The organism is Brevibacillus dissolubilis (genome assembly GCF_006170445.1).
In the GTDB taxonomy this organism is placed as follows: Bacteria; Bacillota; Bacilli; order Brevibacillales; family Brevibacillaceae; genus Brevibacillus_B; species Brevibacillus_B dissolubilis.
Map to the genome: position 1 here is coordinate 33,902 of NZ_VCNA01000014.1, position 13,692 is coordinate 47,593.

Consider the following 13,692-nt stretch of genomic DNA (forward strand, 5'->3'; position numbering starts at 1 on the left):
TTTCCCGACACTCGGGAAAGGGGATTACTCTTCGTCATTGCGCACCAGCAAATAGCGGTCATACCAGCGTTCGACGAATCCGTTCTGAAACGGACCGCGACGCGCTTGTACCCATTCGAGCACCTCATGAAGGGCCCGGTTGACACGCTCCTTGACAATCGGCGGGTAATTCATTTGCCGGCTATGTAAATCAAACTCCTCTTGATCGAGGACCGTGTAAGTCAGATCCGGATAGACCTTGACATCCAGATCGTAATCGATGTAACTAAGCAATTGACCCTTGAGAGAGAATGGAGAGCCAATGTTGCAATAATAATAAACGCCATCATCGCGGATCATGGCGATAATATTAAACCACTGTCCACGTCCAAACGTACAAATGGCGGGTTCACGGGTCCGCCATTCACGCCCGTCCGATTCCGTTACTTTTACCCGGTCATTACCGCCAATCACAACCGTATCACTGGTATGGATCAGGGTAGTCTTGTCCCATGAACGGTGTAAGGAATGGTCGTGCTTATAACTTTCAATTCGTAGTAGACTGCCTGGTACCTGCGACATGACTCTCCCCTTTCTTCTCTTCTGTCTCTTATATAATTGGCGAGTCTTGCCCCTTACGAAGAGAGTGTTTTGGAAAGCGTAATATATTTTTGAAGCTCGTATCCTAGAGAATTATAAAAAGGGATGACCTTGTGATTATCCTGATTGACCATGATCAAGATGCGGTGCACACCCCGTTGCTTGAAGCGGCGCTCGATGGCTGTGACCAATTCGCGGCCGATGCCTTTTCCTTGGGCGCTTGGACTGACGGCAAGCCGGTAAAAATAAGCACGGGACCCATCGATCGTACCGACGATCACGCCGACCACCTCACCATCCAATTCCGCGACCATGACCAAGTCGCTGTCCCAAGCGAGCTGTTTGGCCAGGGCGTCGAGGGATTCATTTTCTGTATTTTCCAGGTTGGTCTCCTGCCAGATTCGCATGATCGCACTGTAGTCGCCGAGTCGAAACGGACGGATTAACATGTAAGGTGCCTCCTTGAGTTGGCTTCTTTTCCTATTGTACACTACTTGCTGGCTGTTTGTCTCTTCCAGCTATACTTTCGTATTCGTATTATACAAGCAGGGAAAAACCGCCGTCTACAATGAGTGTCTGCCCACGGATCATCCAGGCTTTGTCGGAGAGCAGGAACATAACCGCATTCGCCATATCCTCTTCCTCTACCATACGGCCTGCCGGAGTACGGCTGGCTCCTTCTGTCAGCAGCTCATCACGGTTCGGGAAGTGCTTCAGCGCCTCGGTATCGACTACGCCGCCAGATACTGCGTTCACCACAATTTTATGCTTGGCAAGCTCAACAGCGAGGTAACGGGTGAGTGCTTCAAGCGCTGCTTTTGACACGCCGACCGCTGTATAGTTATCAAACACACGGATCGAACCCAGGCTGGATACGCTGACGATCTTGCCGCCCTCACCTGTCTTCATCATCAGCTTAGCTGCTTCTTGACCACAGAACAGAAGGGCTTTGGCGTTGATCTCCATCGTCCAGTCCCAGTGGCTTTCTTCCAGTTCCATCAGCGGACGGAGCACGCCGGATGCTGCATTATTTACAAGTATATCCAATCTGCCGAAAACTTCATCGATTTCTTGAAACATCGCTTTGATTTTAGTCACATCGCCCACATTGGCTTTGATCAAGTGCACACGGGCACCACGGGCTTCCAGTTCTGCTGCAGTTTCCTTCGCTGCGGTACGGTTGCGCAGATAGTTGAGCACGATGGTATAGCCTTGCTCCGCCAACTGCATGGCAATCGCCTTGCCGATCCCACGGGTTCCGCCTGTGACCAGTGCTACTTTACCTTGATTATTCATACTGACAACCTCCTTAGATAGTAAGACCAAACACCTGCTATTATCACTAGGTACTAATTTTGAGAACTCCACTATTATACAGACTTTCTCACTGCACCGCTACAGATTATAGTCACATTTCTGCCCATTTTTTGTATGAGCAGCCTTCGGTTCGGAAAGAATAACCCACGGGTCTTATTTGCTCGTTGTCATTCCCCGCTCTGCTGCCCTGCATTGGGTACTGCCGTTACCACACTACACACTCCAAGAAAGGTGGACATACCCTTGCCATACTCCGGACGAGATTTCCCTACGCTGACGATGACGGCCCTTGATCAATGGACGTCGGAAGAATTAGTGCACTATCATCATATGATGTCAGAGATGGCTGCTTATCTGAATGCAGAAGGCGTGTCTTATCATAATCGGGTGATCCAGGAGATCGAGTCTCGAAACGAATAGTTTTCAAAGCAAAAAAGGCTGTCCAAATGGCAGCCTACTGTAGTTTAAGCAACATATCTGTCAATTGAATCCGTTGAAGATGAACCGTCGCATACTTGGTGTCCATCTGCGTAAAGCCCAATCCTGTTTTTTCATAAAATCCGATCGAGCCAGGCAATGCCTCCAGACAAATAAAATTACAGCCGCTTATTTGTTGTAATTCATGACATACTTCCAAAACTTCAAGAATTAAATAAGTTCCGTACCCTTTTGCCCGATAACGGGTATCGATCCCTACATAATGCAAAAGGACCCCCGGATAGTAATCAGTCCCCTTCTCCAACTGTAGCCATCCGTGTTTCACTTTTTTCTTTTTGACGATTTGAACATGGTCATTAAAGAGCGTAAAAAAGCCAATTAAATTTTCATTTTCATCAAAATATAGCCGAGTGACTGCAAATTTGTTTTGATGCAGCCTTAAAGCATCATGTTTGAGAAAATGTTCGATGGATGGCTCATCCGAGCAAAGGAATCCGTTTATCTTTTCAACGTACTTGGAGTTAATCAAATCATATGCCAGCAAGTCAGCTTACTTCCGTTTCGCTTTGATATGATTTTTTCGCAATTGTTGAATCCTTTGATTCACTTCTGGGTTGTTAAGATAATCCTGAAAGGCTTGGTATGCCTCTTCATCTAGCTCTAAAATAAATGGTCGAATGCCTCCGCTCGCATGGCGCGGTCGATAATGTTGACTTAACTTAATCATCAAGCTGCGACTTTTTCTTATAGGTGGATTGGCTGACAATTTACGTTTAGGAATCAATTCCATCGGCCTCACTTTCCGTATATGAGCATAATCATTTATCCACGGATCAAAGTGTCTTTATGTACAGTTTATCCAATGACAAGCACCTTTTCAAAAAATTCACACGCCAAATCCCGACCGATTTATAAGGAATTATAAACCGCAAAAATAGGCGAATTCGGGCGAAAACTGGCGCTAATTCGCCTATTTCAAAAATGTAATCGCTTACCAATTTCTGAAAACACTTTTAATTTATTTTACTTAAGAATTGGCTTTACACGGAGAAATTTTTGCCATATGCTAAGTACATCAAGATCACCTACCAAATTTTGAAAGGAGGCTGTACACATGAAATTCGATCTTACCCTCACATGCACACACAACTTCATATGGCAGCATACCCTGCGAAAACGACAGGTGATTTCTTCTACCCATTTTTTCACCCAACAAAATCCTGTTGAACGTAGTGTAGCTGCTGTCTACGGTACGGATCAACTCTTACCTTGCAGATAAAGACCGTAGGAAATGAACCATACTTCCAACGGTCTTTTTCTATGATAAAATTCACACAATTCTGAAGGGAGATTTTCTATCATGGTATTTAACTTTTTGTTCTTCAAAGTAAAGATTGAGCGTCACCACTCCACGGAAGCTGAGCGTATGGCTCAATACGAGCAGGAATGTATCTTGAACGCCCGCGACGAAAAATTCGCCATGGAACCTGAGCAAGTCCGTATCGGGATGTAAGAGATTCATCTAATCGTTATGCCATATGGCTTTACCAACTATCCGAGGAGGGATGTATGATGAGCAACAAACAACGCCGTCAAATGATGAAAGCAGTGGGAGTCAAAGCGATAGATGGGACCTGACTGCAACACAACCGTTCCTAAGGAGGAAAACTAGTCATGCAAATTCCAATGATCTTTTTCACGATCATTATTGAACGCCGCCGTAAATCCGCATCCGAAAGCCTGGCGCAACATCAGCAGGAGCAAGTGCTGGCCGAGCTGGAGACGAAGCGTCATATGCAATATGCGGAGTATCCCGTGCATTGTACACGCATTTAAATACTTGAAAAGATAAAAAAACCTTGGATGGCCCGCTGCTTGTACTTGCGGCGTGCTCCAAGGTTTTCGTTATCTTATGGCCGGATCTACAACAAGGTCGCTTCCGCTTCCTTTTGCTTGAGTGCCTCCATGATCTTGGTCTGCACGTTGGGGAACGCGAACTCAGCCAACTGCTCCTGTGTGACGAAGCGGCCCCGGGTGGATGTGTCTTCCCCACCGAGATAATCGCACAGATAGACACTCACTTCCCAGTGCAGGTGGGAAAACGTATGCTGCACAAGTGTCAACTGATCCAGCACTTCCACTTCGATGCCGTGCTCCTGTTCCAGAGATTCCAGCAATACTGCTGTCTCATCCCCCTGCCCTTTCACTTCAAAAATCGGGAACTCCCAGAGATTAGCCAACAGACCCTGCTCTGGACGCTTACGGATGAGCAGTTCACTGCCTTTGCGGACGACGGCGGCAACCAGCTGGACAGGACGTGGCGGCTTGGCCTTGCCTTTTACCGGCAGCTCCTCCTGTACCCCTTCTTTGCGGGCGAGACAGTAGTCGAATACAGGACAAGTGAGGCATTGTGGATTCTTCGGCAGGCAGACAAGGGCTCCCAGCTCCATGATCGCTTGGTTGAAGTCTCCTGCACGACCGACTGGGATCGTCTGACGAACCAGATGCTCCAGCTTGATACGGGTGGCGGGCTTGGCGATATCATCCTCCATCAATAACAGACGGGAGAACACGCGCATCACGTTGCCGTCTACAGCAGGTTCCGGCTTGTTGTAGGCGATGGAGAGGATCGCTCCTGCTGTGTAGGGCCCCACCCCCTTCAGCTTGGCGATCTCTTCAGGGGTATCTGGTACGATGCCGCCGTATTGCTCCTTCACTTCGCGTGCGGCGGCTTGAAGGTTGCGTGCGCGGGAATAGTAGCCAAGCCCCTCCCAGGCTTTGAGCACCTCATCCTCGGGTGCGTCAGCGAGTGCCTGCACGGTCGGGAACTTATCCATGAAGTTGTGATAATACGGCTTCACCGTCTCTACTCTGGTCTGCTGAAGCATGATCTCCGACACCCAGATGCGGTATGGATCTTTGTTGATTCGCCACGGCAGGTCGCGTTTTTGTGAGTCATACCAGGCGACTAAGTCTTGGGCGAAGTCAAATGCTTGGAATTCATCGGGTAAGGTATAAGTAAGCGGTTGTTTTTTCTTTGCCATGATGCTTCCTTTCTAGACAGCTTCTATTCGGTTGTGTCTGTTGCTTCTATAGAGTCAGATGGGGCAGCAAACGCCCAGATGTGGATTTTGGCCTTGCCACCTGCGACAGCGCCTGCCAGCTCATCATCTTCTTGCCGCCATGCTTTGATCGCTTGGTACTGTTCATGGCTGTCCACCTGAAACATCTCGACGAACAGATTCGGCTGGTCCATCCCTTCGAGAAAGCGGTACTCTTTTCCGCCCCGCTCCGCGATTTTGCCTTCCATCGTCTGCATATAGGTCAAAAAGCGCTTGCGCATCTCCTCATTTATCTTATACTCAGAAAATACAGTAATCATCCAGATATCCCCTTTCCGTCAATAAGAGGCCAATCCCTATCATCTTGCCAAAAAACACAGGCTTGGACAAGTGGAATAATTTTTTGTTTCAAGGGGAAATCATGTAGGTAAACCACTATAATAGATACATATCCATGCGAAAGGGGAGAATTTGTCGTTGGATACGGCCACTCATTTTGCTATGGGATTCGGTTTGGCCGCTCTCGCTCATCTCGATCCCGTCGTCGCCAGTTCACCTGAGTTGGCCCAAGCGGTGATGCTCGGTACGGTTATCGGTCAGCAGGCTCCTGACTTGGACGGCTTTACCCGTCTGTTTGGCCACGCTGCTTATGTGCGCAATCATCGCGGGGTGTCTCACTCGGTTCCGGCTATTTTTCTTTGGACATTTGCCACATTTGGACTTATTCAATTCTTACAGCCGCAAGACCATTGGGGACACCTGATCTTCTGGATTCTGCTCGCCGTGTTCTTACATGTATTCGTCGATCTTTTCAATTCATACGGGACGAAGGGCTTATCCCCGTTCAACCGCAAATGGATTGCTTTTGACGTGATCTTTATCTTTGACGCCTTTATCTTCGGCATGCACATGCTGGGCTTCCTGTTATGGATGGCGGGTGCCGAACCAGGCTCTCTCTTCCTCATGATCTACCTCATCATCGCCGCCTACTACGTCAAGCGCTTCCGGGACCATCGCCGGGCCAAGGAGTTGATCCAATCCACGCTTCCGGTCAAAGGAGACTGTAAGCTCATCCCTACAGCCGCTTGGCACAATTGGACCTTTCTCATCCAATCGGACACCCACTGGCATGTCGGTGAGCTGATGAATGGCAATGACCCGCTGATCCTCGACACCTTTGTCCGCAAGCCGGAAAATGACCTCGTGAAGCTGTCCAAGACCGACAAAAAGGTGAACTCGTTCCTCTCCTTCACCAGCTACGCACATGTGGAGGTCAAAGAACAGCCATTCGGCTATGAGGTCAGATGGTTCGATCTTCGCTACCGGGCCAAGCGCGTCGAATCCCACTACATGTTCGTCGCCGTGGTCTATATCGACAAACAAATGCAAATTCGGGATTCCTACATCGGTTGGATTCACCGCGGGGAAGAACAGTTAGCCAAAAAACTCAACCCGGAAAAAGGATAATCATAAAAAAAGCGTACCGCTCAACGAAATGCTGAGCGGTACGCTTTTTTGCTTGACCGACTATTCTTGCGAGTCCGACTACCTCGGTATATTTTTGCATATGGGCAACATACTTTCATACGTGCCACATAGCTGACTTTGGTTAAAACTGTTTCTCTAGACCCACACGGAATCAATCTGTTACCATGGACAATGGCTATAAAGACGTCAAGGGGGCTTGAGAGTGGATCAGTACGCAGAACTTAAACAAGGAGAAAAAGGTGCATGGTTGAGCATAGCGGCATATATCTTCCTGTCGTTCGTCAAGCTCTCCGTCGGTTATCTGGCAGGCTCGGAGGCGCTTATCGCTGACGGTCTGAACAATACCACGGATATCATCGCCTCTATCGCCGTGTTGATCGGTTTGAAAATCGCTCGAAAACCACCTGATCAGGACCATCCGTACGGGCACTACCGCGCGCAGACGATCGCTGCTCTCATCGCTTCCTTCATTATGGTGACGGTTGGCTTGCAGGTGATCGGTGAGAGCATCTTCTCCTTTTTTGACACAGGTGATCATCAGATGCCAGATATGCTGGCTGCTTGGACGGCTCTTGCCTCAGCTGCTCTGATGTATGGTGTCTATCAGTACAACGTCAGACTGGCACGCCGGATCAACAATATGGCGATCATGGCCGCTGCTCAGGATAACCGTTCGGATATGCTGGTGAGCATCGGTGCCTTCATCGGGATTGTCGGCTCACAATTCGGCTACCCGCAGATCGACTCCATCACTGCATTCATCGTCGGTGTGATTATCTGTAAGACGGCATGGGAGATCTTCCGTGATGCTTCCCATTCGCTCACAGACGGCTTCGATGAAAATGAACTGAATATCATCAAAGAAACGATTCACTCTACCCCTGGTGTAGATGCGATTCATGACATCAAAGCACGACTGCATGGCAATACCGTACTGGTCGATGTGGTCATTCATGTGGACCCGAATCTCAGCGTGCTCGAAAGCCATCAAATCACAGAAGACATCGAGCAGCGGATGATTGTCGAGCACAAGATCACACATGTCCACGTGCACGTAGAGCCATTGAGCTCATCATCCTGCCAGCATAGTTAATTCGTAATTAATATAGAAAGCAAAAAAGTACCCGTCTCCCACGTCTTAGGAGTCGGGTACTTTTTTTACTTGTTGCCGGTCTGTGCTTACAGCATGCAGATTGCAGAATAAAAAACGGCATGCCTGAGTGAATCAAGCATGCCGTCCTATGTTCCGTGATGAATCTATTATTTCGCAGCAGCGAAACGTTTGTTTACTTCATCCCAGTTGATCAGGTTGTAGAAAGCACCGATGTAGTCTGGGCGTTTGTTTTGATACTTGAGGTAGTAGGAGTGCTCCCATACGTCGAGACCAAGGATAGGAGTTTTGCCTTCCATGATTGGGCTGTCTTGGTTAGGAGTAGAGGTAACAGCAAGTTTGCCGCCGTCTACGATGAGCCATGCCCAACCGGAACCAAAACGGGTAGTAGCTGCTTTGGTGAACTCAGCTTTGAAGTTGTCGTAGCTGCCGAAAGCTTCGTTGATCGCGTCAGCAACAGCACCTGTTGGGTTGCCGCCGCCATTCGGGCTGAGGATTTCCCAGAAGAGGCTGTGGTTCGCATGGCCGCCGCCGTTGTTGCGGACAACAGTGCGGATGCCTTCTGGAAGAGCATCGATGTTGGAGATGAGTGCTTCGATAGATTTGTCTTGGAGGTCAGCGTGACCTTCCAGAGCTGCATTTAAGTTGTTCACGTACGTCGCATGGTGACGGTCGTGGTGAATTTCCATGGTCATTGCGTCAAAATGTGGTTCAAGTGCATCGAATGCGTAAGGAAGTGCAGGAAGTTGATATGCCATAATAAAATTCCTCCTCTTATCTGTACCAATAATGGTTGGTTCATGCTTCCAATTCAGATTATATACGATTAAATCAACTAAAGCAACAAAAGAGTTATAAAAGTTTCATAAAGTGGTTAACCTCGTCAAAACTGCGCCACATCTATTATCATGCCATTACCAATTTCTTATACATCTTGAAAACATGCGATTTCATGCTAGACTTAGTTTATTAAAAGATTGTGAACTTATGATGAAATCAGGTGATTTTTGTTGGAACTAGATCTAACCACGGTGGCCATACTGGCTGTCATGGGCTTTATTGCAGCCTTTATTGACAGCTGTGTCGGAGGTGGCGGATTGATCTCACTGCCTGCCCTGCTCGGCTTGGGTCTTCCCCCCTATCTGGCACTTGGCACCAACAAGCTTGCAAGCACGATGGCATCGGCAACCAGTTCTTTCACCTTTATCAGTCTGGGCAAGTATGATAAAAAACTAATGCTGATGCTCTTCCCCGTCTCTCTCGTCGGTGCGTTCTGCGGAGCCAAAATCGTTCTCTTCATCCCGCAGGAGCTGCTCAAAACGCTGGTGATCATCATGATGGCGCTGATTTTTGTCTATACGCTGTTAAACAAGCGCTTCGGGCATGATACCAAGTTCAAGGGCTACACCAAATTCACACTGGGCTGGGGGATTCCGCTGACCTTTTTGATCGGCTTCTATGACGGCTTCTTCGGCCCGGGAACCGGCTCGTTTTTCGTCTTTGTTATGGTTCTTTTGTTTGGCTACGATTTCGTCATCAGCGCAGGCAACGGGCGTATCCTCAACTTCGCAAGTAACTTCGCCGCCCTCACCGTCTTCATCTTTGACGGCAAAGTCATGTTCCTCCCCGGCCTCGTCATGGGTGCCGCCATGCTCTTGGGTGCTGCACTGGGTACCCGAATGGCTGTAAAAACCGGTGTCAAATACGTCCGTCCCCTCTTCTTGCTCGTATCGGTTACACTGATGACCAAGATGGTATACGAACTGATTTTCACAAGCTAATTCCTTCATGCAACGCCAAAAGCCTTCCGCACGATCCAATGGACGCGGAAGGCTTTTTCGATTACTGCACGTTAACTTTTCTTAAGGTGAATTTTTCAAGCAAAATAATAATCAGTAGACTTGCTGCACGGATGAAGACAAGGTAACTCATTTTCCAATTGTTATAAAAAACCAATATGTTTAACTTCCAAAGGAACAGATCACTTGCCACCAATGTAAAGAGGGGAACCACATACCAAACTGGATGTAATTTTCTGCAAAGGAAGAAGAGAATGATAAAAGCCATGCAAACATGGTACAAAAAACCGGTAAATAATGTGCTGTCTCGGTATATGTTGTCCACCCAATTTACATGAAAAAACTGCTTTCCATACAACATAAGCACACTTGTCGGCGTTTGGATAATGATCCAGGCAACTGTCCAGAATACCATGTTCCTTGGGAGCTTATATTTTTTTTCATTTACGATCGCATAGCATTTCTTCATAACTACCATAAAGATAAATGTGATAATTCCGGTCATATATGTGTGCCACCAATGGTGAGAGTAGACGTCGACTTTAAGAAACACTTCCTCGATCAACATAAAAAAGACGGATATGAATCCAATCCAGAGGTATGAGAGTTGAAAACACATGACCGCAAGTGCTGCTGAAGCCCACAATGCCGAATTAGCAATTATATGTCCGATAATATTTTCGGCAAAGGGATCTGTATACAGACCAGGTTTGTAGGCATACGCATTCAGTACAAAGAGTACAATCGCTTCACCAACCCAAGACCAAGCGGTTGCGAATAAAAAATACGTAAATAGATCAGCTATGTTTCTCATTTTATATATCGTATATCCAGTAATTACTGCCCCGATCACAATTAACCCATAGTACCAGAATATATTGGGCAAGGACTCACCCCTCCTTGTAATTCGCTGTACCTCTCGTGAATGGGCATGGTTATACACGAATTGTACTGGTATTATTTCCTCATTGCTTATCATTTCTAATATCTACAGCGTTTATGCACCGACGTAGATCCCTCCTTTTCTTTGTAGCTGCAAAACAAAAAGCCATTCCCTGACAGGAACAGCCTCATGCATTAATAATTTACTCCCCCCCTATTCTGCGGAATATCACTTGGGCTAGGGGGACCCATGATCACTCTTTGATTGATTGGGCTGAGCACTTCCGCTAACTGTGATGCATTCACACCATAAATAGCTTGAAATACCACAGGAGGTGTCTTTCTCAAAACATCAGACCCATATATCGCCTGTGTGGCATTATTATCAAAAATAGCGAGTAAATGAGTTTGATCAGTTGCCGCAAATGCCCAATGCCACCATGCCTGTGGAATGTACACAGTTTGAGGTGGAGTAACACGGTAACTGAGCACCTGTTGGGTAAATGGGTTCAACATAGAAACGATCGCTTCTCCACTTACCGTATAGAGGAGTTCATTTGCGTTGGGGTGCCAATGGGCTTCAACACTATGTCCCCTACTCATATAAACATCAAATACACTTAAGTTTTGCATGACGGGCATTTGCTCAACCGTTTGCTGAAGAATAAAGTTTTGACTGTTTTTCCGGAAAAATGGAGCAGTTCGTAAGTCAAACGCCAAATTTAATGCAGAGGATCTTAATAGATCAGTCGTGTTATACATCGGGATACTCACGACTCCTTCAACCGATGGATTTGGGTCTGAGCCTAAAACACATAAAATAATATGCTTGCATCGAAGAATGTGTTTCCAGACGGAAGAACGCTCCATTACAACTATTTGTGATCTTATTCAACCGACCTTAGAACTTTGAACAAATACAACAAAAAAAACGCAACTATAGCTGCAAGCTGAAAAGCCTTCCGCACGACCAAAGGTCACGGAAGGCTTTTTCATCTTTTTCTTTTATTATCCCATAATCATCTGGATTATTGATTACGATAGCCGGGCAGGTGTGGGGAAGATGTGTTTGTAAGGAGACCGGCCCCACTTACGAGGGGGAAAGGCGACTGGAAAACACATCTTCCCCACACCTTACCCCTTAAGTCGTACAATAATCCCATCCACCAACAACCCTGCGCCTGCCAGATAAAACGGCATCGCAAACCGTGTCCCTTGGCTGATCGGGATCGCGTCCAAAAAGACAAAAATGACGCCAGCGATAAAACCAATCATGGTAAAGCGCAATCGAGTCGCACTCACTGCTTATCCCTCCGAAGCCTATTTTTTTGGCTTGGCCGGTTTTTTTACATTAGGCTTTACATTCGCCATATTGCGTTGCAGGTTACGCAGTTGCTTCTGGTTGAGGTTAATGCCCATAGAACGTGCCATGGTATGCAATTGTTTTTCGTCCATTTGCATATTGCCCATTTGTTGCTTTAGGTAGTATACGCCTCCATAAAAACCGCCGATCAGACCGACGATGAGCGTCACAATTGGAATGACCCAGTTGTACCACATCTGACATTACCATCCTTTATGTAAAAAATATCGTATCTAATACATTGTACCATATTAGCGCCAGCCCATTCATGTTGTTTTGTTCGATTTTCCGACTTTAGTTACGGCCCGTTCGATTGTACCTGCATATAATGATCCCGAGGTGATGAGAACATGGCTCCTTTGCTCATAATTGACCCTGGGCATGGCGGAATCGACCCCGGTGGGGGGAGTAATGAGCGTTTTGTTGAAAAAAACATGGTGCTCACCATCTCCACCTACCAATACCGCAGGTTTCAAGAGCTTGGTGTATCGGTTCAACTGACCCGCAACTCTGATGTCACACTCGAAAGTGAAGAACGCGCAGCCATCATCCGGGAAAGCGGCGCAACATATTGCATCTCCAATCATATCAACTCAGGTGGTGGACGCGGGGCAGAAGCCATCTACTCCATCTATGCCTCTGCCGCATTGCCCCGTGAGCTGGTAGAGGAACTCGCATCAGAAGGCATGCCGACCCGCCGTGTGTTCACCCGTACACTGCCCAACAACCCCAGACTCGACTACTACTTCATCCACCGGGAGACCGGCAGTGTCGAGTCGGTCATCCTGGAGTATGGCTTTGCTGACAATGCTCAAGACTCTGAGAAAATCCAAAACGACTGGCGCGATCTGGCTGAGGCCGTGGTACGCGGCTTCTGTCAATTCGTCGGTCATCCGTACCGCCCTCCACAAACGCAGGGTGGCGGTGGCAGCACAAGTCCTGGCTCTGGCGGCGGCGCTCCCGGTTCTGGCGACTCTGGATCTGACGGCAGTAATCCCGGCACGGGTAGCCCTGGATCAGGAACAGGCAATCCACCATCGATCCCCGAATGGAAGCAGGAAGCGATCGACTGGCTGTTCGAACAAGGTCTGTTGACCAACCGAGACTGGTACAATCGTGTGGACGAACCGCTTCCGCTCTGGGCCGAAGCGATTATCCTCCGCCGTCTGTATGAAAAGCTTCGCTCGTAGCTTTTATTATACGTATGGAGGTGTAACGTATGTATATCGAAATCGGTGCGATTATCGCAATCTCTCTTGCCGCCACGGCGACACTCTCTGATGCATTGAACATCCCGAAAAAGATGCGGTCATGGGCAGCGATGGGCTTGATCATCCTGCTCAATCTTGCCAACCACGCCTTTTTGCAAGCCGAACCCTTCGTCTGGCAAAATGCATTTACCGAAGGGCTGATGGCAGGTCTTGCCGCCGTCGGGATCTATTCTACCGGGAAAAATACCCGGCAACACTTCCTCTCCTCCCTCACATCACAAATCCTCGATGCCAACACCACGCCCCCTAATACGCCCACACAGGGCACTGCTTCTGAAACAACAGGAGCAGAACCTGCCCAAACAACTCAATCTACTTCACCAGAGACTGAAAATTACAAAAATAATCCAAAAGTCTAACCTGCTGTACTGCCTCTACCATC

The 13,692-nt window shown here is 47.7% G+C and carries 20 protein-coding genes; 8 read left to right on the forward strand and 12 right to left on the reverse strand.

What is annotated here, in order from left to right; all coding sequences use genetic code 11:
• Nucleotides 1-24: 24 nt before the first annotated feature.
• The 3 genes from FGI41_RS21080 to fabL all read right to left on the reverse strand — a co-directional run bounded on the left by FGI41_RS21080 (nucleotide 25) and on the right by fabL (nucleotide 1,875).
• On the reverse strand, nucleotides 25-561 hold the full coding sequence (locus FGI41_RS21080; protein WP_139492282.1) for a DUF402 domain-containing protein: 537 nt from the start codon (nucleotides 559-561) through the stop codon (nucleotides 25-27).
• A gap of 53 nt (nucleotides 562-614) precedes the next feature.
• A complete protein-coding gene (locus FGI41_RS21085) occupies nucleotides 615-1,028 on the reverse strand; it encodes a GNAT family N-acetyltransferase (protein WP_139492283.1) in 414 nt (137 codons plus the stop codon).
• Between the two features lie 88 nt (nucleotides 1,029-1,116).
• Nucleotides 1,117-1,875, reverse strand: coding sequence for an enoyl-[acyl-carrier-protein] reductase FabL (gene fabL, locus FGI41_RS21090; RefSeq protein WP_139492284.1), 759 nt, complete (start codon nucleotides 1,873-1,875; stop codon nucleotides 1,117-1,119).
• Between the two features lie 135 nt (nucleotides 1,876-2,010).
• Between fabL and yfhS the strand changes: the two genes are divergently transcribed.
• Nucleotides 2,011-2,316 (forward strand): mother cell protein YfhS, encoded by a 306-nt coding sequence (gene yfhS, locus FGI41_RS25815; protein WP_497497539.1) that lies wholly within the window; start codon nucleotides 2,011-2,013, stop codon nucleotides 2,314-2,316.
• Nucleotides 2,317-2,350: 34 nt separating this feature from the next.
• Here the strand turns inward: yfhS and FGI41_RS21095 are convergent, their stop codons facing one another.
• Nucleotides 2,351-2,878, reverse strand: coding sequence for a GNAT family N-acetyltransferase (locus FGI41_RS21095; protein WP_139492285.1), 528 nt, complete (start codon nucleotides 2,876-2,878; stop codon nucleotides 2,351-2,353).
• A gap of 6 nt (nucleotides 2,879-2,884) precedes the next feature.
• On the reverse strand, nucleotides 2,885-3,124 hold the full coding sequence (locus FGI41_RS21100; protein WP_139492286.1) for a hypothetical protein: 240 nt from the start codon (nucleotides 3,122-3,124) through the stop codon (nucleotides 2,885-2,887).
• Nucleotides 3,125-3,694: 570 nt separating this feature from the next.
• Between FGI41_RS21100 and FGI41_RS25120 the strand changes: the two genes are divergently transcribed.
• Together FGI41_RS25120 and FGI41_RS21105 are read left to right on the forward strand one after the other, a co-directional pair.
• A complete protein-coding gene (locus tag FGI41_RS25120; RefSeq protein WP_176560376.1) occupies nucleotides 3,695-3,847 on the forward strand; it encodes a hypothetical protein in 153 nt (50 codons plus the stop codon).
• Between the two features lie 161 nt (nucleotides 3,848-4,008).
• Nucleotides 4,009-4,170: a YrzI family small protein gene (locus tag FGI41_RS21105; protein ID WP_139492287.1), complete on the forward strand. Its 162-nt coding sequence runs from the start codon at nucleotides 4,009-4,011 to the stop codon at nucleotides 4,168-4,170.
• A gap of 86 nt (nucleotides 4,171-4,256) precedes the next feature.
• Here FGI41_RS21105 and mutY read toward each other — a convergent pair whose 3' ends face one another.
• A complete protein-coding gene (gene mutY / locus FGI41_RS21110) occupies nucleotides 4,257-5,378 on the reverse strand; it encodes an A/G-specific adenine glycosylase (RefSeq protein ID WP_139492288.1) in 1,122 nt (373 codons plus the stop codon).
• 23 nt (nucleotides 5,379-5,401) lie between these two features.
• Complete coding sequence (locus tag FGI41_RS21115) at nucleotides 5,402-5,716, reverse strand: MFS transporter (protein ID WP_139492289.1); 315 nt, start codon at nucleotides 5,714-5,716, stop codon at nucleotides 5,402-5,404.
• A 157-nt stretch (nucleotides 5,717-5,873) separates the two neighbouring features.
• Here FGI41_RS21115 and FGI41_RS21120 point away from each other — a divergent pair, with 157 nt between their 5' ends.
• Together FGI41_RS21120 and FGI41_RS21125 are read left to right on the forward strand one after the other, a co-directional pair.
• Complete coding sequence (locus FGI41_RS21120; RefSeq protein WP_139492290.1) at nucleotides 5,874-6,863, forward strand: metal-dependent hydrolase; 990 nt, start codon at nucleotides 5,874-5,876, stop codon at nucleotides 6,861-6,863.
• A gap of 223 nt (nucleotides 6,864-7,086) precedes the next feature.
• Nucleotides 7,087-7,977, forward strand: a complete 891-nt coding sequence (locus FGI41_RS21125) for a cation diffusion facilitator family transporter (protein ID WP_139492291.1) — start codon at nucleotides 7,087-7,089, stop codon at nucleotides 7,975-7,977.
• Between the two features lie 167 nt (nucleotides 7,978-8,144).
• On the opposite strand, the gene FGI41_RS21130 is transcribed toward FGI41_RS21125, so the two are convergent.
• Complete coding sequence (locus FGI41_RS21130; RefSeq protein ID WP_139492292.1) at nucleotides 8,145-8,753, reverse strand: superoxide dismutase; 609 nt, start codon at nucleotides 8,751-8,753, stop codon at nucleotides 8,145-8,147.
• Nucleotides 8,754-9,005: 252 nt separating this feature from the next.
• Between FGI41_RS21130 and FGI41_RS21135 the strand changes: the two genes are divergently transcribed.
• Complete coding sequence (locus FGI41_RS21135) at nucleotides 9,006-9,776, forward strand: TSUP family transporter (RefSeq protein WP_139492293.1); 771 nt, start codon at nucleotides 9,006-9,008, stop codon at nucleotides 9,774-9,776.
• A 61-nt stretch (nucleotides 9,777-9,837) separates the two neighbouring features.
• On the opposite strand, the gene FGI41_RS21140 is transcribed toward FGI41_RS21135, so the two are convergent.
• The 4 genes from FGI41_RS21140 to FGI41_RS21150 form a co-directional block, all read right to left on the reverse strand.
• Complete coding sequence (locus FGI41_RS21140; RefSeq protein WP_176560377.1) at nucleotides 9,838-10,680, reverse strand: hypothetical protein; 843 nt, start codon at nucleotides 10,678-10,680, stop codon at nucleotides 9,838-9,840.
• A gap of 191 nt (nucleotides 10,681-10,871) precedes the next feature.
• Nucleotides 10,872-11,450: a cupin domain-containing protein gene (locus tag FGI41_RS21145; protein WP_255298575.1), complete on the reverse strand. Its 579-nt coding sequence runs from the start codon at nucleotides 11,448-11,450 to the stop codon at nucleotides 10,872-10,874.
• A 360-nt stretch (nucleotides 11,451-11,810) separates the two neighbouring features.
• Nucleotides 11,811-11,978, reverse strand: a complete 168-nt coding sequence (locus FGI41_RS25125; protein WP_176560378.1) for a hypothetical protein — start codon at nucleotides 11,976-11,978, stop codon at nucleotides 11,811-11,813.
• Between the two features lie 18 nt (nucleotides 11,979-11,996).
• Nucleotides 11,997-12,236, reverse strand: a complete 240-nt coding sequence (locus FGI41_RS21150) for a YneF family protein (RefSeq protein WP_139492294.1) — start codon at nucleotides 12,234-12,236, stop codon at nucleotides 11,997-11,999.
• 153 nt (nucleotides 12,237-12,389) lie between these two features.
• On the opposite strand from FGI41_RS21150, the gene FGI41_RS21155 reads away from it, so the two are divergent.
• A complete protein-coding gene (locus FGI41_RS21155; RefSeq protein WP_139492295.1) occupies nucleotides 12,390-13,229 on the forward strand; it encodes an N-acetylmuramoyl-L-alanine amidase family protein in 840 nt (279 codons plus the stop codon).
• 29 nt (nucleotides 13,230-13,258) lie between these two features.
• Nucleotides 13,259-13,669 (forward strand): hypothetical protein, encoded by a 411-nt coding sequence (locus tag FGI41_RS21160; protein ID WP_139492296.1) that lies wholly within the window; start codon nucleotides 13,259-13,261, stop codon nucleotides 13,667-13,669.
• Nucleotides 13,670-13,692: the final 23 nt, after the last annotated feature.

Bases quoted from the DNA above. Each gene is read 5' to 3' on its own strand.
- FGI41_RS21105 (WP_139492287.1), top strand. From the start codon at position 4,009: ATGCAAATTCCAATGATCTTTTTCACGATCATTATTGAACGCCGCCGT.
- fabL (WP_139492284.1), bottom strand. From the start codon at position 1,875: ATGAATAATCAAGGTAAAGTAGCACTGGTCACAGGCGGAACCCGTGGG.
- FGI41_RS21155 (WP_139492295.1), top strand. From the start codon at position 12,390: ATGGCTCCTTTGCTCATAATTGACCCTGGGCATGGCGGAATCGACCCC.
- FGI41_RS21100 (WP_139492286.1), bottom strand. From the start codon at position 3,124: ATGGAATTGATTCCTAAACGTAAATTGTCAGCCAATCCACCTATAAGA.
- mutY (WP_139492288.1), bottom strand. From the start codon at position 5,378: ATGGCAAAGAAAAAACAACCGCTTACTTATACCTTACCCGATGAATTC.
- FGI41_RS21130 (WP_139492292.1), bottom strand. From the start codon at position 8,753: ATGGCATATCAACTTCCTGCACTTCCTTACGCATTCGATGCACTTGAA.
- FGI41_RS21150 (WP_139492294.1), bottom strand. From the start codon at position 12,236: ATGTGGTACAACTGGGTCATTCCAATTGTGACGCTCATCGTCGGTCTG.
- FGI41_RS21160 (WP_139492296.1), top strand. From the start codon at position 13,259: ATGTATATCGAAATCGGTGCGATTATCGCAATCTCTCTTGCCGCCACG.
- FGI41_RS21080 (WP_139492282.1), bottom strand. From the start codon at position 561: ATGTCGCAGGTACCAGGCAGTCTACTACGAATTGAAAGTTATAAGCAC.
- yfhS (WP_497497539.1), top strand. From the start codon at position 2,011: ATGAGCAGCCTTCGGTTCGGAAAGAATAACCCACGGGTCTTATTTGCT.
- FGI41_RS21085 (WP_139492283.1), bottom strand. From the start codon at position 1,028: ATGTTAATCCGTCCGTTTCGACTCGGCGACTACAGTGCGATCATGCGA.
- FGI41_RS21115 (WP_139492289.1), bottom strand. From the start codon at position 5,716: ATGATTACTGTATTTTCTGAGTATAAGATAAATGAGGAGATGCGCAAG.
- FGI41_RS25120 (WP_176560376.1), top strand. From the start codon at position 3,695: ATGGTATTTAACTTTTTGTTCTTCAAAGTAAAGATTGAGCGTCACCAC.